Raw genomic sequence first — 20473 nt, 5'->3', positions numbered from 1 at the left:
ATGTAACCTGTCTTAGTGGCTTTGTTCTAGATTTGTTAGATTTGTATCACTCGTGATGCAAATCTAACGTTTTTTGCCTGTTTTTGGTTATATTTGCATCACTGATGAGACAAATATAACGCTTTTTGACCCAAATTCGTTATATTTGTCTCAATCGTGTTAAAAATGTTACTTGCTCTGACCCTTGCCGAATGCGCGCAAGCGGATTCCGTTCCAATCTTCGCTTACGGTTAAAGGAGTTGCAGCATTCATGCCAGCTGTTTTAGCAGCGGATTGCACTGTGCTGGAGCTTGGAGAGCCTTCGCGACCAGGCTTAGGCGTTAGAACCCACATTGGAGCTTCGTCGTCTAACATGTTTGTGGCATCCATAATCGTGTCTGCCAACTCATCCTCATCGTCGCCATCGCGCCACCAAATAATGACGCCGTCAACAGATGAGTCGTAATCTTCATCTACCAGATCTTCTCCAGTAAGATTTTCGATATTGTCGCAGATTGCATCGTCAACGTCATCGTCCCACAGCCACTGCTGTACGATATCTCCAGGTTGGAAGCCAAATTCTTCTGCATGTTGAAAAGCTGTCTGTTCCACGTGACTCAATATATCAAAGTGCCACGAATTTGTGCGATTTTTAAGTTTAGTGCGTGTTTCTTGATAACGGAATGCATATATATTCCGGTTGCATCGAGACACGCCTCAAAAATCGCGAAAATATCCAAAATCACTATATATAGTTTGTTTTTTGAATAAAGTTCCCTAGATATTGTGCAGAGGTTGGGTTATAGTTGAGCAAGTTGTTTTGAATAATGGTCATTATTCAAAACAGGATGGATAACAGGATAAATAAACTGTAGATGTAAGAAAGGTCTGTAGGATGCAGGTCTCTGGTACGACTTTAGAAGACATGACTTTAGAATCGCAGCTAAGCGATGTTGATGTAGAAATGGCTGATTCTATCTCTGATAGTGATTCTTCTAAGAAGTCTCGTGTGCAGGTTGAAAAGCGTGATGGTCGCGTTGTCGATTTTGATCAAATGAACATTATTATGGCAATCAAAGCCGCTTTTAAGGACTTGCGCAAAGAAGTCGGTCCTCAAGAAGAGCAGATGATTCGCGATATTACGGACCATATAGAAGCTGAAATTCAGGATCGTTACAATGGACCTGCGAAGATTGAAGATATTCAGACTCTTGTCGAGCATGGTCTTATTGAAAATCACCTTTACGAAGTTGCGCGTTGCTACACAAGCTATCGTCTAAATCGAGATATTGACCGCGCTAAGGCAACCGATATTAACGAAGCAGTAAATCGTCTTGTAAACCGAGATGAGTCGCTTGTTCGCGAAAACGCCAACAAGGATTCCAACGTTTACGCCACTCAGCGCGATCTTCTTGCAGGCGCTGTTTCCAAGGCTTCCGCGTTTTCTATGCTTCCTCATGCAGTTTCTAACGCGCATATGAAGGGTGATATTCACTTCCATGATGCCGATTATTCGCCATTTACGTGCATGAGCAACTGCTCGCTCCCAGACTTTGGTGATATGCTCGCTAAAGGATTTGCTCTTGGTAACGCAATGATGGATAGCCCAAAGTCTATTGGCACCGCCGCAACTCAGGTTACGCAGATTATTAAGGATATTGCAGGCGCACAGTACGGCGGTCAAACAGTTAATCGTGCAGACGAGATGCTTGAGCCTTACGCTAAGTGCGATTACGATAAGAATCTTGCTATGGCTCATGCCATGATTCCTGATTCTACGCCGATCGAAGTTGCCAAAGATATGATTGACGGTTTGAAGGCTCAGGAGCCTAAGAATCTTCATTGTTCGGATAGGGATCCGCTTCCTGCCGACACTCCTTTTGATGAAAACTTGAGTGAGCTTGATCAGATTCGTGAAATCTATGCAAAGATTATGACGCGCAAGGCGATTTACGACGCTATGCAAACTATGGAATATCAGATTAATTCCAACCGCGTTTCTAACGGTCAGACTCCGTTCGTAACTGTTGGATTTGGCTTGGGTACTTCTTGGTTTGCTCGCGAAATTCAGCGCGCTATTTTGCTTAATCGCATTCGTGGATTAGGTAAAGACCGTCATACTGCTATCTTCCCTAAGCTTGTGTTTACTATTAAGCATGGTGTAAACGCAGATGCAGGCGACCCTAACTACGATTTGAAGCAGCTTGCGCTTGAGTGCTCTACTAAGCGCATGTATCCAGACGTTGTGTTCTACGAGAATATTATTAAGATTACTGGCTCCTTTAAGGCTCCTATGGGCTGCCGATCCTTCCTTCAGGGTTGGATTGATCCAAAGACTGGCAAAGATGTGGAAGACGGCCGCATGAATCTTGGCGTTGTAACGGTTAACGTGCCTCGTATTGCGCTGGAGTCTCATGGAGACGTGAACCGATTCTGGAAGCTTTTTAACGAGCGTATGGAAGTGGCTCATCAAGCTCTGCGATTCCGCATTATGCGTTGCAAGCAGGCAACTCCTGTGAATGCTCCAACGCTGTTCCGCTACGGTGCTTTTGGTCGTTTGGAAGCTAATGAGAGCGTGGATCAGCTGTTCCGCAATGAGCGCGCAACAGTGTCTTTGGGCTACATTGGCTTGTATGAGGCTACATCCGTGTTCTTTGGCAAGGATTGGATGCAAGATCACAGTTGGAATGAGGATGGTAAGCAATTTGCGCTTTCTATGGTTCGCCGAATGAATCAGCTTTGCCAGCAGTGGTCAAAGGCTGAAGGCTACCATTATTCCGTTTACTCAACTCCTGCTGAGTCTTTGACGGATCGCTTTAACCGCATGGATCGTCAGAAGTTTGGTCGCATTGAAGGCGTTACCGATCACGACTTCTACACCAATTCCTTCCATTACCCAGTGTGGTTGCAGCCAACTCCTATGGAGAAGCTTCGATACGAGGTTGACTTCCCGTATCTTGCTTCTGGCGGATTTATCAACTACTGTGAGTTCCCGTGCTTGCAGGCAAATCCTAAGGCTTTGGAAGCTGTGTGGGATTATGCTTATAAGATTGGCATTGGCTACTTGGGCACGAATACTCCAATCGATCATTGCTTCGTTTGCGGATTCCAAGGCGATTTTGAGCCGACTAAAGAAGGCTTCCGCTGCCCAGAGTGCGGAAACAGCGACCCAGATAAGTGCAATGTTACTAAGCGCACTTGCGGATACTTGGGCAATCCTGTTCAGCGCCCAATGGTTCATGGACGCCACGAGGAAATCGCTCACCGCGTAAAGCACATGTCGGGCGAAACTGGCCATGTTGTTCTTAATAATGGCGAGTCGCGCGAGTGGTACGAGGAAACCAAGTAGTAGCGTAGAATCGCTTGAAATAACGTTTTAGTTTGTGTTTATTATTTGGTGATATGCAATATATCTAGCCGTTAGAAAATGTTAATAGCATTTTTTGACGGCTGGATTTTATTTTATTTAACAAAAGTGAATACAATCTAACAAAAGTTAATATGATTCAACAAAAGTTTATTTAAGATTATTTAATAAAATATTTAAAGCTAGAGGAGGTGGACTATGGCTCGCATAAGTTTACATGATTTTGCTCCATCAGACGTTAACCGTGGACCGTGGATTCCTACCTCTCTTTCTAACAATCCTCGCGCAGGTCAATGGTCTAGTGAGCGCATGAGCAAGGGGATGGTGGCGGATTATAAGCGATTTCTTATGACAGACGGCGAGGGAATCCGCTGTTCGCTTTACGTTTCTGGCTGCCCATTCCACTGCGTTGAATGCTATAACGAGTCGATTTGGGATTTTCGCGCTGGTCACCCTTATACTCAAAAGCTCGAAGACCAAATTATGGAAGATTTAGCGCAACCATATGTACAAGGATTGACGCTTCTTGGCGGTGAGCCGCTGCTTAACACTGGTATATTGATTCCACTATGTGAGCGTATTCGAAGCGAATTCGGTAATACAAAAGATATTTGGAGTTGGACTGGTTACACTTGGGAAGAGCTTATGCGACCAGGCGAGACGCCTGACAAGCTTGAGTTATTGCGATACATTGACATTCTTGTTGACGGGCGATATATGAAGAATCTTCACGATTCGCTATTGCAATTCCGCGGCTCTAGTAATCAGCGAATTATCGACGTGCCAAAGTCGCTGGAAAATCCACAAAATCCGCCTGTAATCTGGGAAAAGCTTCACGATCAAGAGCGTTTTATTCCATCAATCTACGGCAAGGATCGAGCAGTTGGTGAAGGTGACGCTTCGTAATCCTATTGAATGCGCCACTCATACGATATATTTAACAATGTTTGCGGACGATTATAAGAATGCATACATATACACATGTTAAGCTAAATATAATTAACCTAGTAACGTCTGTATTGCAAACTGTCAAAAGAATTATGCTAACTATGCTCATAAATACTGTAACTAAACGATATACAGTTGGGTATGTTTTTTCTTTGCATAAATATAAAAGATAGATTAGTAATATTAATAGGACGAATGCTTGAATGGTGAGACTAACAGTATTAATACAAGTGTTATCGTCTTTTAAGTCCTTCAATTGTTTAAAGAAATAAATAGCTGACGAAATATAACAAAGCAGCGTTATTGGCAGTAGAACTACGTGTTTGCTGTTCATATTGTTCCTCACATAATTGTTGATATTAATGTGGAAATTCTCACTGCAAGTCGACACGAATGCCTTTCTGCTGTGCTACAGCGCCAACTATCCTTGTGTTACTCATAAGTTTCTTCTTGGGTGTTGGCTTGAACTTGCAATGGTAGTAAAAAGACATGGATAATGCTACTGAGCAAGTAAGTATTCTATTAATAGCTTTTTTATATTCATGACAGTACCTCTTTATACATGCGAATATACATTCTTTCATTGTATAATTTTTATAAGATGAAATCAATCGTTGTTTATAATTTGAATGTGTAGAAGCACTTTTTCGTATGTGATTTGTCTGTATACTACTATGTCAAAGATTCATCTATTTATGCATTTGGTAATGAAGTAACTCAATACGGGAATGCGTCATGCGCAATAATTCAAATATGTATTTGAAGAAGTGATATTATTAAACCTACACATGACGTTATGTAGGTGGAGGGATGCAATGGCAGAGAAGCCGAAGAACAATTCACGAAAAATTAGCAATAATCCTCCTCGCGCATTGCGTACGATTCTGTCATCTTTAAAAAAGTACCGTTTTCTTGGCGTTTTAACGGCTGTTACTATTCTCGTTGAAGCTGCTATGCAAATTGAGATCCCTACAGTAATGTCAAATCTTATTGATTTTGGTATTATGTCACGTTCTCAAGAAGCTGTGCAATATTATGGTTTGCAATTGCTTATTTTTGCTGCAATTGCAATGATTGCAGGCGTTATTTCTGGTATTTGTTGCGCTCATTCTAGTGCTGGTTTTGGTAAAAATTTACGTCACAACATGTTTTCACGCTTACAAAGTTTAAGTTTTTCTGATTTAGATAAGTTTTCTAGCGGTACTGTTGTTACGCGTATGACTAGTGATGTGTCAAATGTGCAATTTGCTTACCAAATGATTATTCGCTCTGGTATTCGCAGCGTTATGATTATCATCACTGCTTGGTGGTTTACTTTTTCAATTAGCCCTGCTATCTCGTGGGTTTTTCTTTCATTTGTGCCTATTATTGGTGCAATTGGCGCTGTTGGAGCTAGTATAGTTGCTCCAGCATTTTCTCGAATTTATCGAATGATTGACGAGATGAATAATAGAGTTGGCGAGAATTTGCATAATATTCGCGTCGTAAAGTCTTATGTGCGTTCTGATTATGAAATAAGTCGTTTTACGCGTATTTCACATAAAATCTATGATTATTTTATTAAAGCTGAGTATGTGTTAAATTGTAGTATTCCTTTGTTTAACTTATGTTTTTATTCTGGCATGCTACTTATTGCGTGGTTGGCTTCGCACGAAATTGTGGCTTCAGGAAATAATCCTGCTTTTGGTTTAACAACGGGAAATCTTGCTGCATTAGTAGTGTATGCTTTGCAAATTTTGTTTGCTTTAGCGAATTTAGTTGCAGTTTTTGTAATGTCGTTAACAGCTCGAGCTTCGATGCATCGTATTTCACATGTTTTGCAATCTCGAAATACTGAAGTTGTTTCCAAGCATCCACTTACAAAGCTTTCTGACGCTTCTGTGCGTTTTGAAAATGTTTCGTTACGCTATCCTCAATCAGATAATACAGATGAATCCACTCCAGCAGAACAGGAAATTTTACATGATATAAATATATCTATTCCTTCTGGAGCAACTGTTGGCGTTGTTGGTGCAACGGGATCTGGAAAATCAAGTTTAGTGCAATTAATTGCAAGACTTTATGACGTAACTTCTGGTGCTCTTTTTGTAGGCGGAAAAGATATTCGCGATTATGATTCTTCTAGTTTGCGTGAAGAAGTTGGTGTTGTTCTACAAAAAAATATTTTGTTTAGTGGCACAATTGCAGAAAATCTTCGCTGGGGTAGAGCGGAAGCAAGCGATGATGACTTGCGTCAAGCTTGCGAAATTGCTTGTGCTGATGAGTTTATTAAAGATTTACCAGACGGCTACAATACGCATATTGACCAGGGTGGTAAGAATGTTTCCGGTGGCCAACGACAGCGTTTGTGCATTGCGCGCGCACTTTTGAGGAAGCCGAAAATTTTAATCCTCGACGACTCGATGAGTGCGGTTGATATGAAAACGGATAGTAAAATTCGCGATGGCTTGAAAAAGTTTATGCCTGATTCTACGCAAATTATCGTTGCTCAGCGCATATCTTCAATTGAACATGCAGATATTATTGTTGTTCTTAAAGATGGTCGTGTTGTTGCTAAAGGTTCGCATGATGAATTATTTAAGTCTTGTGAAATTTACAGAAATATGGCAGTTTCTCAAGAAAAAAGTCGCATAACTAGCGCAACTAAAGAAGAAGGAGCTAAGTGACAATGTCTAATAATAAAACGGCTCACTCTTCTAAAAAAGATTCAGCTATTAGTTGGAAAACTCTTAGCAGACTTGCCTCTTATGTGCTTGTGTATCGAGTTAAAATTTGCGTAATTATTGCATCAATAATAGTTAGCGCAATTGTGCAAGCTGTAAGTGCAGTGTTTTTGCAATCTCTTGTTGACTTGTATATTCTTCCGCTTGTCGGCAAACATAATCAGGATTGGATGCCTCTTATTCGCATGATTATTCTGATGGCAAGTGTTTACGCTGTTGGTGTGTTTTGTTCTTGGCTTTGGAGCAGGCTTGTTGCGAATATATCTGAAAGTGTTATGCGTGATTTGCGAGATTCTATGTTTAAGCATCAGCAGAAGCTTTCATTGCGTTACTTAGATTCTCAAGGTTACGGCGATATTATGAGCCGTTACACAAACGATACTGAGGTTCTTCGTGAGGCAATTTCGTGGGCATTTCCGGACTCTTTTTCTGCACTAATGTCGATTTTGGCAGCGTTTATATCTATTATGTGCCTATCGCTTCCGGTTGCAGTTTTTGTAGCTATATTTACTGCAATGTTGCTTTATTTAGTGCGTTTTATGCTAAAGAAATCTGGCAGTTTATTTGAGCAATTCCAGCATGCATTAGGCGAGTTAAATGAGTTTGTTGAAGAATCTGCAACAGGCAGCAAAGTGATTAAAATTTTTAATCATGAGACAGATTCTATTGAAAAATTAGATAATTGCATAGAAAAAGTGCAAAAAATTTCTGCAAGTGCCAATTCTTATGCGAATAATGTAATGCCTGTTATTAGTAATGCAAGCTATTTGCTTTATGTATTAATTGCTTTACTTGGTGCGTGGGCTGCTTCAGCTGGTTTGCCAACGCTGGGATTATCTGTATCTAGTACTCTTACATTAGGTACGCTTATATCTTTGCTGGCACTTTCGCGCGCATTTATTAACCCTATTGGCGAAATTACAATGCAAGCTAACGCACTTATGATGGCTCTTGCAGGAGCTTCTCGTATTTTTGAGTTACTTGATGAAAAGCCAGAACTTGATTCTGGCAGTGTGCAATTAGTTAAAGTGCGTGTACTTCAGTCTGCTGAAGATCTTGGAGAAAAATCAGCATTTGATGTGCTTGAAGAAGTAGACGAACAATCTGAAGGAAACAATATTTATTGGGCTTGGAAAAGGTCAAAGCAAGATAATGGCACTAAAGCTAAAAAGTGCGCTCAAAACTTAAGTGAAATGGCTCAAGAGATTGTGTGCCATGCAAAGCGAGATGCTCGCACTTCTAAGGATGGCCGTTATACTTTGCTTCGAGGCGACGTGCGTTTTACGGATGTTGTGTTTGGCTACAAAGAAGATCATCCAGTTTTGCACGATATTACGTGGTTTGCAAAACCTGGTCAAAAAGTTGCTCTTGTTGGAGCTACAGGTGCTGGAAAAACTACTATTGCTAACCTTCTTACGCGTTTTTACGACATTGATGATGGGCAAATTTTGTATGATGGCATTGACGTGCGCGATATTTGCAAAACGGATTTGCGTCACGCTATTGGCACTGTTTTGCAAGATGTGAATTTATTTACTGGCACAATAATGGACAATATTCGTTATGGAAATCTTGATGCTAGCGACGAAGATTGTATTCAAGCTGCAAAATTGGCTCATGCTGACGCGTTTATTTCTCATCTTCCTGACGGATACAATACGCAGCTTAACAATGGCGGTGAAGGGCTTTCTCAAGGTCAAAAGCAGCTTATTGCGATTGCTCGCGCGGCTGTTGCAAATCCTCCGGTGCTTATTTTAGATGAAGCAACTTCATCGATTGACACGCATACTGAAGAATTAGTTCAGCGTGGAATGGATTCTTTGATGGAAGGGCGCACTGTGTTTGTAATTGCGCACAGGCTTTCTACAGTGCGCAATGCGGATGTGATTATGGTATTAGATCATGGCAGGATTATTGAGCGTGGTTCGCACGAGGAGCTGTTGGCTAAGCGTGGAGAATATTATCAGCTTTGCACTGGAGCTGCTGAGCTTGAATAATAGCTTGATTTTGTGCTGCAACACGCCGAACACGCGCGGCACTTGCATTTTGCTAAGGATTCTGTAAGATAGTGACTCGGCTGTTCGAGAGAACAAAGCCACGGCCCCGTAGCTCAGTTGGTTAGAGCGCCGCCCTGTCACGGCGGAGGTCACCGGTTCAAGTCCGGCCGGGGTCGCGATTAGTAGGAGACCCGGTTCGCCGGGTTTTTTATTCATCTTGGCTCTGTAGCTCAGTTGGTAGAGCGAGCGACTGAAAATCGCTAGGTCAGCGGATCGATCCCGCTCGGAGCCACTGTCAAAATAAGCGCTGGAAGTGTTTGATTGCTTCTAGCGCTTTTTTGTTTTTGCGTCTTACCTACATTATCCATCCTCACCCTGTTTTGCTGCTTTGATACCATACGATGAGTTGATATTATGAGTCGTAGTTGAACAATTTTATGTGAATAGAAGTGGAATAAAGTGGAAGAATCTCAAATAGTAAATTTGCAATCTGACGAATTGGAATCCAATATTTTGGAATCTGATGAATTGAATGGTATGAATAAGCATAAAGATAATAAAGACGATAAAGATAATAAAGACAATGGTTCTGCTAGAGTAATTCTTTCTTTTGTAAGAAGGTCTGCTCGTTTGGACGCGCGTCTTGAGCGTGCAAAAGAGCGATATTCAAGCCAATATTTATTAAATGTTGAAGATAGTTTAGGGTCTTTACGCGTAAAAAGCGATTTGTTGGTAGACTCCAACTGGGTTGCTAAAAATTGGGGTAATTCGAATCCTCTTATTGTAGAAATAGGATCTGGTCAGGGCGAAAATATTGTAGCCGCAGCCGAATCAAATCCAAATACTAATTTTCTTGCACTAGAAGTTTATGATCCAGGAGTGGCACACACAATGCTATTAGCTGGAAAACAAGGTGTAGAAAATCTTAGAATAGCGCAAGTTAATGCACCTGATTTTCTAGCTTCATGCTCTAATGGTGTTTTGAAAGAAGTTTGGACTTTCTTCCCAGATCCATGGCCTAAAATGAGACATCACAAGCGTAGGATTGTACAGCCTTCTTTGGCGGATGCGGTGCATAATGCACTTATTGATAAAGGCGTTTGGAGAATCGCTACGGATATTGAGGATTATGCACTACATGTTCATGAAGTTATGGATGAACGAGAAGATTTTGAAAATAATGGAAAGTTACAAGTAAGTTTGCCGATTGAGCATGTTGGTAAGGGCAATGCTCAAGATGCTAAAGATTTGCCTCATGCTGATTTCGCGGAATCTGTAAGATTTGAAGGTAGGGTTTTGACGAATTTTGAGCGTAAAGGATTAGAAGCAGGTAGAAAAATTCACGATTTGACTTATGTTGCTAAATGAGTGACAAAATGATTCAACACGCCGTAATTTGCTATGTGAGTTTATGAGTGTTAATATCATATGGTTTGGTTAAAGCCCCCTTCGTCTAACGGTTAGGACACCAGACTTTCAATCTGACAACAAGAGTTCGACTCTCTTAGGGGGTACAAATTCTAAGCCACTTAGTTTGCTAAGTGGCTTTTTGATTATCAATGTCTTGTTGCAAGTAGTGATTTCAGGGTAGCGATTACCCCGATTACCCGTAATTCAACCAAAGTTAATTGCAAATAAGAAATAAGATTATGCCAGTGGTCAGTGGCGCGTTTAGTGGCATGCAGGGTAAAATGATGAACAGCGTGTGTTTACAAGATTATTTGTAGATAATATACAAAATGTGTAAATAGCAATGACTATTAGTTAGACGAAAGAGGCTGGTTATGCCAAATATGTTCGGAACAGATGGTGTTAGGGGATTAGCCAATCGAGATTTAACCGCGCAGCTTGCATTAGATTTAGGCGATGCTGCAGTACGTGTTTTAGGCGAGGCAACGCATAGTAGCGAGTCGCATAACGAAGATGCAGGAAAGAAAATGCATGCTCGACGCAGAGCGTTGGTTGGGCGAGATACTAGAGTTTCTGGAGACTTTTTAGCATCGGCTTTGGCTGCTGGAATGAGTGCGGGCGGTTTTGATGTGATCGATGCTGGCATAATACCAACTCCTGGCGTGGCTTTTCTAACTTCTGTGCTCAATGTAGAAATGGGAGCTGTGATCTCTGCTTCGCATAACCCAATGCCAGATAACGGCATTAAGTTCTTTGCACGCGGAGGCTTTAAACTTCCAGATAGTAAAGAAGACGAGATTGAGGCTGTTTTAGGAAAAGAATGGCAGCGTCCTACAGGCAGCGGCGTTGGACGAATCAGCCACGATACTACTACAGCTACAAATCTTTATATTGATCATCTTGTTTCTTCTGTTGCTCCATTAAACAGCGAAACATCAACACGTCCAAAGCCTCTTTCGGGATTAAGAGTTGTGGCAGACTGCGCAAATGGTGCAACGTCTGTAGTAGCACCAGAAGCATTGCGAAGAGCAGGCGCAGAAGTAATAGTAATTAACGCTTCTCCAGACGGATACAACATTAACGATCACGCAGGTTCCACACATCCAGAACAATTGCAAGCTATGGTTAAGGCGTCTAAGGCCGATTTAGGAGTAGCCTTCGATGGTGATGCAGACCGTTGCCTAGCTGTAGACGAAAATGGAAACATGGTTAACGGCGACCAAATTATGGGCATTCTTGCGCGTTCTAAGAAAGCCGAAGGAAAGCTGAATCACAATACTCTTGTTGTTACAGTAATGAGCAATCTTGGATTAAAGCTTGCGCTAAAAGACATGGGTATTTCCACTGTTCAAACAAGCGTCGGAGACCGCTACGTTCTAGAAGAGATGCTTAGAGGTGATTATTCTCTTGGCGGTGAGCAGTCGGGTCATGTGATTAATCGCGAGTTTGCAACCACGGGAGATGGCACACTTACAGCACTTACGCTGTGTCGCGAGGTTGTGCGCGAAGGAAAGAAGCTTTCGCAAATGGCTGCCGACTTCCCTCAGCTTCCGCAATGCTTAGTCAATGTGCCGAATGTAGATAAGATGGCGTCTAAAACTAATGCTGCTGTTCTTAAAGCGGTAGAAAAAGAAAGCGCGCTTCTAGGTGATACAGGGCGCGTTCTTCTTCGACCAAGCGGAACAGAACCACTTGTGCGCGTTATGTGTGAAGCCGCGACGCAAGAGCAAGCAGATGAGGTTTGTGCACGACTCGCGCAAGTTGTAACGGATAATCTTAAGCTGTAGCGCGCAAGCGATATTCTCGCGAGAATTTCAGCTTTTTGTATCTCGACACACTGTGAATCGCTACAAAAAGCAGATAACCTTGATATACTAATCCTTTTGGTATTGTTGTTTGAATGTATGTGATTTAGCAACAATAGTCAAAGTTGGCTTTGTAAATTACTTTAGAAGTTTTGTAGAATTAGCCTTGGTAAAGGAGCCCTATGTTTACGCATCACGCAAGTGTTGATACTAAGCTTAGCCGCGCGGTGGAGCGCCTTTTAGATTCCGCTACAGATGATGGCGTGCTATCTATAGTTCAAGCAGGAGAGCCTGTGTTAAGACAACGAACAGTGGCTTACGATGGTCAGCTAACACGTGCTACTCTTAACAAGCTTATTTCGCTTATGCACAGCACTATGTTAGATGCACCAGGAGTTGGCTTAGCTGCTCCACAAATTGGTTTAGGTCTTGCAATTGCTGTTGTAGAAGATCATGTTCGAGACGATGCAGATGATCCTAGGGATATTGCAGAATTGCCATTTAGGGCGATTATAAATCCCCACTATGAACCAATTGGAACACAAACACGCAGTTTTTACGAAGGATGCTTGAGTGTTGCAGGATATCAAGCGGTTCGTCAGCGTTGGTTAGATATTCAAGCTACATGGCAAGATGAAGATGGCAAGCAGCATTCTGAACGCTTGCATGGTTGGCCAGCGAGAATTTTCCAGCATGAAACAGATCATTTACGCGGAGAGCTTTATATCGATCGTGCTGAGATGCGCTCGCTTTCTACAGATGAAAATCTTGAGGATTATTGGGCAGATGAAGCTGTTCCTGTAACAGCTGCTAGAACACTCGGTTTTGCGATTTAAAATAAAAGACTAATGTAAAATAAAATCCCCCACAAGTTTTCTTGCGGGGGATTTTATTAATCACAAATATCAGATATGGAAGTAAAGCTCATACTCAAGTGGCGTTGGAGCCAAACGAGCCATATCCATCTCTTCATGCTTTAGATTAAGCCAAGTTTCAATCAAGTCGCTAGTAAACACATCTCCTTGCATAAGGAAGTCGTGGTCTTCTTCCAAAGCTTGCAAAGCTTCACCAAGCGAAGAAGGAACCTGCTTAATGCCATCGTGCTCCTCTGGAGGAAGCTCGTATAGATCTTTATCAACAGGAGCAGGAGGCTCAATGTGGTTCATAATGCCATCTAAGCCAGCCATAAGCTGAGCAGAGAATGCCAAGAACGGGTTGCAAGAAGGATCCGGCGCGCGGAACTCAATACGCTTAGCAGCAGGAGCCTCTCCAGCAAGAGGAATACGAATAGCTGCAGAACGGTTACGAGCCGAATAAACCAAGTTTACAGGAGCTTCGTATCCTGGAACCAAGCGATGGTAAGAGTTAAGCGAAGGGTTCGTAAAAGCAAGCACAGAAGAAGCGTGCTTAATCAAACCGCCAATGTACCAGCGCGCAATATCGGAAAGCTGAGCGTAACCAGTTTCCGCATAGAACAATGGCTTGCCATCCTTCCAAAGCGACTGATGGCAGTGCATACCAGTGCCGTTATCTCCAGCAATTGGCTTAGGCATGAATGTTGCAGCCTTGCCAGCCAAAGCAGCAGTCTCGTGAACAACATACTTGTACTTCATCAAGTCGTCGCCAGCGTGAACAAGCGTATTGTAACGGTAGTTGATTTCCTGCTGACCTGCGCCGCCAACCTCGTGGTGAGAACGTTCAAGAATCAAGCCAACCTTCTGCAAATTGTAAACCATGTCGTCACGCAAGTCTTGATTGTGATCAACAGGTGGAACAGGGAAGTAGCCGTGCTTCACGCGATTCTTAAAACCAATGTTGTTGCTGCCATCATCTTCGGTATCAATGCCAGAATTCCATGGAGCTTCGTTGGAATCAACCTCGTAGAAGGAACGCTGCATGTCGTTTGCAAAACGCACCTTGTCGAAAATAAAGAACTCGGCTTCTGGAGCAAAACTTGCGGTATCTGCGATACCAGTTGCCTTTAAATAGGCTTCGGCTTTAATTGCCACCTGACGAGGATCCCTAGAATAAGGCTCATCTGTTACAGGATCCACAATCGAAAAAGCAACGTTCAAAGTCTTATGCTTACGGAATGGATCAATGTAAGCGGTGTCAACGTCTGGAATAAGCTTCATGTCGGACTCGTTAATAGCTTGGAATCCTTGCATAGAAGAGCCATCGAAAGCCATTCCATCTGTAAATGCGCTGTTTAAGAACTCGCTTGCAGGCACAGTAAAATGCTGCTGAACGCCAATCAAATCTGTAAATCGAACGGATACATATTCAATGCCTTCTTGCTTAATCAAAGCCTCGGCATCTTCTTTAGTTTGTAAAGTGGTCATGCCACAATCCTTTCATAAAAATCTCAGTAAATAGTTTAGATTGTTGCATAAGATTTTGGATTTCAGCGACTCGACTATCTGGTTACGATTGTGTTACACGCTACTTTATTTGTGTTTGTATGCACAAAAACATTGCATGCGGCTCGTGCTCTCACGCTATAAAGTACAATGTATCTTATGAATAACAAAGAACAACATGAAGGCAGCATAGATAATCACAGCACGAGTGCAAAGCTTGATTTAGCCGCGATTTTTCCAGCCAAAGGGGATGATAGGCGCCCACCAGATTGGCTTAGCCGTGCGCTTATGTATGCTGTTATTGCAGCGTTCGTAGCGATTTTTGTGTGGTTTGCTTGGGGAAATATCGCCTTTATAGTCTTCGATGTTGTAGTATCCATTTTTATAGCGTTGGCAATTGAACCTCTTGTTGTGCGGCTCATAAAACACGGGTGGAGTAGAGCTTTTGCATCTTTGGCAAGCTTGTTTGGGCTGCTTGCAATAGTGATTTTGCTTCTTGTTCTTTTTGGTAATCTTTTTGTGCAACAAGCAGTTTCCATGGTTTTAGGTCTACCTGATTTATACAACCAGTTTGCACATTTTGTACTAAATTCCACTGGTTTTAAAATGCCAAACATTGAGCAACTCGGCATGGAAATTCTTAAACACGTCCAAACATCTTGGGTTGTAGATTTTGCTGGACAAGCAATTAATACAACTTGGGGATTATTGGCGGTTTTGCTTGATTTGCTCACTATTCTTATGGTGACCTATTACATTTCTGCAGCAGGTCCTTCTATGCGCAGAAGCTTGTGCAGGCTGTTGAATCCTAAGTCTCAGAGGCGATTTTTATTTATCTGGTCCGTTGTACAGGAGCAAATATCAAGCTTCCTATTTTCGCGCACAATTTTGGCAGCAATTAACGCAACAGGTACTGCGATTTTCCTAATATTCATGAATGTTCCATATTGGCTTCCGCTTTCACTGTTTTGTGGAATCGTTTCGCAATTTGTTCCTACAATAGGAACATATTTAGGTGGAGCGCTGCCAATTTTATTTGCGTGGGGATCTAACGGTTTTGGATCAGCTATAGCAGTTTTGATTTTTGTGACAATTTATCAACAGATTGAAAACATGGTGATTTCCCCTAAGATTTCTGAAAAAACCATGGACTTAAATCCTGCCGTAGCCTTTTTATCGGTGTTGGTTATGGGCGCCGTGTTTGGTGCTCTCGGTGCATTCTTAGCACTTCCAGTAACCGCTAGTTTGCAGGCAATTCTCAAAGTTTGTACAAAACAATACAATCTAGTTTCTTCACCATTGATGGACGATCCAAAGCCTAATCGTAAATCAATTATGGTTACGAGTGTTGAAGCTATAAGAAACAGTTTTGTTAAACCTGTTAAAGATAGTGTGCTTAGAGTTATGAAAGGCTCTTCATCTCGAGTATCTATTAACGAAGACATTATGTATTGGTATAAGCAAGCCTATAATTCTTCAGACGAAACTATTGAAAATGAAAATTCAGTTGACGATTCTGGGTATGTTGAAACTATGGCAATTTCACGCGATATTTTAGACGCTGTAAATAAGGATATTGCTAAAAAACGCGCAGAAAATTCAGATTCGGATAAGTCGCCAGCAACCGCTCGAGATAAGGAACAACTAAAGTCAAAAACAAATAAATCTGGTACAATTCCAAACGAAAATAAAAACGAAAATAAAAAAGCAACAAACACAAATAGTAATCCACGAAGTGGGTGGAATAAATGATTCTTCTGTCTATTTTCGACGTTTTAGTAATCATAATTGGCGTAAGTAGCGTTGTATATCAAGGCGTTTGCGCAGTCGCGTCGCTTGTAGCAAAGCCTATTGTGTTTCCGCAAGCACCAATGGACAAGTATTACGCTGTTCTAATATCCGCGCGCAATGAGGAAGCTGTAATAGGAAACCTCATAAAATGCATACAATCCCAAACTTACGATCAAAAATTAATCGACATTTGGCTAGTCGCCGACAATTGCACCGACAGCACGGCGCAAGTTGGAAGAGAGTACGGGTGCAATGTTATAGAGCGATTCGATAAGCAGCACATTGGCAAAGGCTACGCTTTAAGCTACCTTTTGGACCACATAATGGAGCTTGGAAAAGACAAAGACTACGACGCGTACTTTGTTTTCGATGCCGATAATAAGCTGGATTTGCACTATTTTGAAGAGATGAACAAAGGATTCCATGCAGGATACCAGATTCTAACAAGCTACCGAAACTCAGTGAATTTATCGGATAATTGGGTGTCTTCTGGGTCGGCATTGTGGTTTATACGCGAATCGCGATTTACCAACAATTCGCGCATGCTTTTTGGGTCTAGCTGCCATGCAGGCGGAACAGGATTCATGTTTTCGCGCGAAATCATGCACAGAAATCGCGGGTGGAAATTCCATTTGCTTACAGAAGACCTTGAGTTTACAATGGACTCGATTTTGCACGGCGACAAAGTGGGTTATTGCGGATCGGCGGTTCTCTACGACGAGCAGCCAGTATCGTTTAGGCAAAGCTGGAGGCAGAGGCTGCGTTGGAGTAAAGGCTTCTTGCAAGTGTTCCGCTATTACGGAGCAGCTCTTATACGCCACGGAATCCGAGAGCGCGATTTTTCGTCAGTTGACTTTACGCTTATGCTATGCCCGTTTATGGTGCTTGCGATTATTCGCCTTATACTCGGATTTATTTTTGCCGCGTTTGGATTCGTCACTTGGGCAAGCCAGATTGACTCGACGCTTAACTTTATAACCACCACTGTTACAAGCGTTTTGGGTATGATGGTGTTTGTTTCGCTTACCATTCTTGTAGAACACGATAAGCTTGGAGCAACTAACAAAGAGCTTTTTGCGTACGCTCTTAGCTTCCCGATTTTTATGCTTTCGTATGTGCCGATTGCGTTCCAAGCTGTGTTCTCTAAGAGCGAGTGGAAGCCGATTCATCACACGGGGCGGTAGCGCGCCAACCTGCCTTTTTGCTTTGTCTCAGATTCGTTAGATTTGTCTCATCAATGATGCAAATATAACAAAAATCAGCTAAAAAGCGTTACAAATGTCTCATGAGTGATACAAATCTAACGAATCTGTAGTGTGTTTATACGCAAGATATGAGATAATAGAAGCCGTGGTGTAAACGTGCGATTGCGCAATAATGTGGCGCAATACGTGCGTTTATATGTATTATGTATATTGCGAGGTTTCTATGGTAGATTCTGTTCCTTCTGCAAATGCGTCTGGCAGTGTTCCAGTTTTTGGCGCAAACACTTACGCTGCTGATAGTGAAGAAGTTCCAGCTGTTTCTATTCGCGGATTCGTTAAGACTTTTGGCAAAAAAGTTGCTGTAGATAATCTTTCACTAGACATTCCAGCAGGTTCTTTCTACGGCTTGGTTGGCCCGAACGGTGCTGGCAAAACTACCACGATTAAAATGCTTACGGGCTTGCTTATGCCAGATGCTGGCTCGGCTTCGATTTTTGGCAATGACGTTTGGAGCGATGTAAATCGCGCTAAGCGTGCAATCGGTTTAATGCCTCAAGCAGACGAGATTTTTAAGACGATTACTGGCCTTCAGCTTTTAACTTATGCTGGCATGCTTCGCGATATGAGTCGCGCGGAATCCGTAAAGCGTGCAAACGACCTGCTTTCTGCTTTCGACTTAACAGAAGCTGCAAACACCATGGTTTCGGACTATTCAACTGGTATGACGAAGAAGATTTGCCTTGCAACAGCTATGATTCACAGCCCTCGCGTACTTGTGCTCGATGAGCCTTTTGAGGCAGTGGATCCTGTTTCTAGCGCAAATTTGAAGGATATTCTAGCCGAGTATGTTTCTACTGGCGGGACGGTGATTATTTCTTCGCACGTTATGGAATTGGTTGAAAAAATGTGCTCGCACGTGGCGATTATTAACGAAGGTCATGTTGCAGCTTCTGGCACTCTTGAAGAGGTGGCTCAGGGCAAAGATCTTGAAGATCGCTTTATGGAGCTTGTTGGCGGGCGTCACGCGGCTGCGCGCATTGATTGGCTTAACGGCGGCGATAGCGCAACACCAATCGCAAGTGACCAAAACGCGTAACGAAAGGCGGTAAGTAATCATGTCTATGATTTTTACAATGGTTCGCCTTCGCTGGGCGCTTACTTTTTCCGTTATGCGAAAGTCAATGTGGCAAAAAATTGGCTTTGGTATAGTCATTGTTTTTGGGCTTGCGATTATATGCGCTCTTGGTTTTGCTGGTTTTCAAGCGGGAAAGTATCTTGATCCAGGAATGATTGCAGATACTAAAAATTGGCAGGAATTCCAAGTTGTTCCAATAATGATTGCGTCGATTGTGTCAATTTTTACGCTGTTTATAAACCTGTTTATGCTCGGCAGCGACACAACACTAAAATCGCGCAGTTTTGCGCTTTATGGCATTCCTCACGTAAAGCAGCAAGCTGGCATGCTTCTTGGCTCACTTTTTGGAGCATTTTCAATAAGCTGCACAATCGCGCTTGCTTTGTGGTCTTTAGCGTACAGAAAATTTGGAATCGTGCCGGTTTTAGTAAGCGTAATCGCAGCTCCGCTTTATGTTGCCACAATAGTGTCTTTAAGCAAAATGCTTATTGAACTTTTGGATACTATTTTAATAAACAAACGTTCAAGAAACATTTTTTACATTGTTATTTTCGTAGCGTACATGATTTTTGTTTCGTCAATGAACAGGCATGGTAGTTCATCAAATGAAATTGTGTTCGGCTCGAGTTTCTGCGCTGCGTCCGCTTTTACGCCGTTAAGTGCGGCTATCGCTTTGCCACTTGACGCTATTAATGGCAATTGGCTTGCTCTTGCTATTCGCTTCCTTATTTGCGTTGTAACGATTGCTGCTTGCTTTGCAATCTCTGTATTTTGCGCAAAATTAGAGCCGAAGTTACTGCGCGGTGAGCAAAAAACAGTTGTTAAAACTAAAGGAATCGGCTTGTTTGCACTTGTTCCAGACAACATAGTTGGTGCGATTATTGCGCGAATTATTAGCGTTATGAGAAGAGATATGCGCCAGCTATTTTTGCTTCTTACGCCGCTTTTTATTCTGGTAGTTGCAGGAGGAACTAGTTTTAATGCTAAAGGATTTGGTTCTATAGCACAGGACATAGGCGTTTCTAGCTGGCTTATGTATGCTGCTTTGCTTATGGGCATGGTTGTTGGAAACAATATTGCATACGATGGCACAGCTTTTACTATGCATGCGATTATTGGCGTAAAAGGTTTGCACGATCGCTTAGCTAACGCAATAGTTTGGTCCGTGATTTGCGCTGTGTATTTTGCAATTCTTGGAATAGGGGTTTACGCTTTCCTTTTCTTCGTAGCAAATGTTCACCAAAATGTGAATGCAGTTATGTTCCAAACTCTTTCTCCAATCGGAGTAGCTTTTGCTACCATAGGCATAGGCTTAATTTCTTCGTGCATTGCAATGTACCCTGTGGCATCAATCGAAAAGCCATTTTCTAGGCCGCAAGGTTCTGCAGGCGCTAGATCCTTTGCTCCAATAGGTTTTTCGCTTCTTTCTGCAGTATGCATGATTCCTTCGGCTGCGGCTGTGATTGTGTTTTTGCTTCTTGCGCCGCAACTGCTGTGGATTGCATTCATTCTGTTTGTAGTAAACGGATTTGTTGTGTTGGTTGTTGGCGTAATTATTGGTGGCAAAGTGATGGATAAGCGCATGATTCGCATTGTAGAAAACTTGCGCAGATTTGCGTCGATTACTGCTTGAGCATTAATGCGCACGCCTCTATAAAAAACTATATTATGCACACAAACTTACTCTCGGCATATGCAAGTGTATAGTTTGTATAGTTGTAAAGAATTGCAATTAACTTAAGTACATACACAT

General features: G+C 42.3%; 13 protein-coding genes and 3 tRNA genes. 14 read left to right on the top strand and 2 right to left on the bottom strand.

Annotated features, from left to right (window positions below):
• Positions 1-168 precede the first annotated feature (168 nt).
• Positions 169-591 carry a DUF3052 domain-containing protein gene (locus ABVC65_RS00660; protein ID WP_004112197.1) on the bottom strand — a complete coding sequence of 141 codons (423 nt, stop codon included), beginning with the start codon at positions 589-591 and terminating at the stop codon, positions 169-171.
• Positions 592-874: 283 nt separating this feature from the next.
• Here ABVC65_RS00660 and nrdD point away from each other — a divergent pair, with 283 nt between their 5' ends.
• The 10 genes from nrdD to ABVC65_RS00610 all read left to right on the top strand — a co-directional run bounded on the left by nrdD (position 875) and on the right by ABVC65_RS00610 (position 13065).
• A complete protein-coding gene (nrdD, locus tag ABVC65_RS00655) occupies positions 875-3328 on the top strand; it encodes an anaerobic ribonucleoside-triphosphate reductase (protein WP_004112200.1) in 2454 nt (817 codons plus the stop codon).
• Positions 3329-3544: 216 nt separating this feature from the next.
• Positions 3545-4252, top strand: a complete 708-nt coding sequence (gene nrdG / locus ABVC65_RS00650; protein ID WP_020761939.1) for an anaerobic ribonucleoside-triphosphate reductase activating protein — start codon at positions 3545-3547, stop codon at positions 4250-4252.
• 857 nt (positions 4253-5109) lie between these two features.
• Positions 5110-6960 carry an ABC transporter ATP-binding protein gene (locus ABVC65_RS00645; protein WP_353582336.1) on the top strand — a complete coding sequence of 617 codons (1851 nt, stop codon included), beginning with the start codon at positions 5110-5112 and terminating at the stop codon, positions 6958-6960.
• Between the two features lie 2 nt (positions 6961-6962).
• On the top strand, positions 6963-9014 hold the full coding sequence (locus ABVC65_RS00640; protein WP_353582335.1) for an ABC transporter ATP-binding protein: 2052 nt from the start codon (positions 6963-6965) through the stop codon (positions 9012-9014).
• 102 nt (positions 9015-9116) lie between these two features.
• Positions 9117-9190 (top strand) — tRNA-Asp (locus ABVC65_RS00635).
• Between the two features lie 43 nt (positions 9191-9233).
• Positions 9234-9306, top strand: a tRNA-Phe gene (locus ABVC65_RS00630).
• Between the two features lie 167 nt (positions 9307-9473).
• The gene (gene trmB, locus ABVC65_RS00625; RefSeq protein ID WP_353582334.1) at positions 9474-10382 is read left to right on the top strand and encodes a tRNA (guanosine(46)-N7)-methyltransferase TrmB; all 909 of its coding nucleotides are present in this window, start codon (positions 9474-9476) and stop codon (positions 10380-10382) included.
• 74 nt (positions 10383-10456) lie between these two features.
• Positions 10457-10528, top strand: a tRNA-Glu gene (locus tag ABVC65_RS00620).
• 270 nt (positions 10529-10798) lie between these two features.
• Entirely contained in the window at positions 10799-12211 is a 1413-nt protein-coding gene (gene glmM / locus ABVC65_RS00615) for a phosphoglucosamine mutase (protein WP_353582333.1), read from the top strand.
• A gap of 200 nt (positions 12212-12411) precedes the next feature.
• Positions 12412-13065 (top strand): peptide deformylase, encoded by a 654-nt coding sequence (locus ABVC65_RS00610; protein WP_004112219.1) that lies wholly within the window; start codon positions 12412-12414, stop codon positions 13063-13065.
• Positions 13066-13134: 69 nt separating this feature from the next.
• Here ABVC65_RS00610 and glnA read toward each other — a convergent pair whose 3' ends face one another.
• Positions 13135-14571: a type I glutamate--ammonia ligase gene (gene glnA, locus ABVC65_RS00605; RefSeq protein ID WP_016819218.1), complete on the bottom strand. Its 1437-nt coding sequence runs from the start codon at positions 14569-14571 to the stop codon at positions 13135-13137.
• Between the two features lie 177 nt (positions 14572-14748).
• Here glnA and ABVC65_RS00600 point away from each other — a divergent pair, with 177 nt between their 5' ends.
• The 4 genes from ABVC65_RS00600 to ABVC65_RS00585 all read left to right on the top strand — a co-directional run bounded on the left by ABVC65_RS00600 (position 14749) and on the right by ABVC65_RS00585 (position 20353).
• Entirely contained in the window at positions 14749-16341 is a 1593-nt protein-coding gene (locus ABVC65_RS00600) for an AI-2E family transporter (protein ID WP_353582332.1), read from the top strand.
• A complete protein-coding gene (locus tag ABVC65_RS00595; protein ID WP_016819220.1) occupies positions 16338-17564 on the top strand; it encodes a glycosyltransferase family 2 protein in 1227 nt (408 codons plus the stop codon). Before ABVC65_RS00600 ends, ABVC65_RS00595 begins: the two co-directional genes overlap by 4 nt.
• A 244-nt stretch (positions 17565-17808) precedes the next feature.
• The gene (locus tag ABVC65_RS00590) at positions 17809-18681 is read left to right on the top strand and encodes an ABC transporter ATP-binding protein (protein WP_102720923.1); all 873 of its coding nucleotides are present in this window, start codon (positions 17809-17811) and stop codon (positions 18679-18681) included.
• 19 nt (positions 18682-18700) lie between these two features.
• Positions 18701-20353: a hypothetical protein gene (locus ABVC65_RS00585; protein WP_180964944.1), complete on the top strand. Its 1653-nt coding sequence runs from the start codon at positions 18701-18703 to the stop codon at positions 20351-20353.
• Positions 20354-20473: the final 120 nt, after the last annotated feature.

The sequence above is a fragment of the Gardnerella vaginalis genome, assembly GCF_040427915.1.
Classification (GTDB): domain Bacteria; phylum Actinomycetota; class Actinomycetes; order Actinomycetales; family Bifidobacteriaceae; genus Bifidobacterium; species Bifidobacterium vaginale_C.
Note: the sequence above shows the minus strand (reverse complement) of the source record. Positions and strands in the feature narration are given on the sequence as shown.

Coding starts and splice junctions, on each gene's coding strand:
- ABVC65_RS00600 (WP_353582332.1), top strand. CDS start 14,749: ATGAATAACAAAGAACAACATGAAGGCAGCATAGATAATCACAGCACG.
- nrdG (WP_020761939.1), top strand. CDS start 3,545: ATGGCTCGCATAAGTTTACATGATTTTGCTCCATCAGACGTTAACCGT.
- ABVC65_RS00585 (WP_180964944.1), top strand. CDS start 18,701: ATGTCTATGATTTTTACAATGGTTCGCCTTCGCTGGGCGCTTACTTTT.
- ABVC65_RS00645 (WP_353582336.1), top strand. CDS start 5,110: ATGGCAGAGAAGCCGAAGAACAATTCACGAAAAATTAGCAATAATCCT.
- ABVC65_RS00590 (WP_102720923.1), top strand. CDS start 17,809: ATGGTAGATTCTGTTCCTTCTGCAAATGCGTCTGGCAGTGTTCCAGTT.
- ABVC65_RS00610 (WP_004112219.1), top strand. CDS start 12,412: ATGTTTACGCATCACGCAAGTGTTGATACTAAGCTTAGCCGCGCGGTG.
- ABVC65_RS00640 (WP_353582335.1), top strand. CDS start 6,963: ATGTCTAATAATAAAACGGCTCACTCTTCTAAAAAAGATTCAGCTATT.
- nrdD (WP_004112200.1), top strand. CDS start 875: ATGCAGGTCTCTGGTACGACTTTAGAAGACATGACTTTAGAATCGCAG.
- glmM (WP_353582333.1), top strand. CDS start 10,799: ATGCCAAATATGTTCGGAACAGATGGTGTTAGGGGATTAGCCAATCGA.
- glnA (WP_016819218.1), bottom strand. CDS start 14,571: ATGACCACTTTACAAACTAAAGAAGATGCCGAGGCTTTGATTAAGCAA.
- ABVC65_RS00595 (WP_016819220.1), top strand. CDS start 16,338: ATGATTCTTCTGTCTATTTTCGACGTTTTAGTAATCATAATTGGCGTA.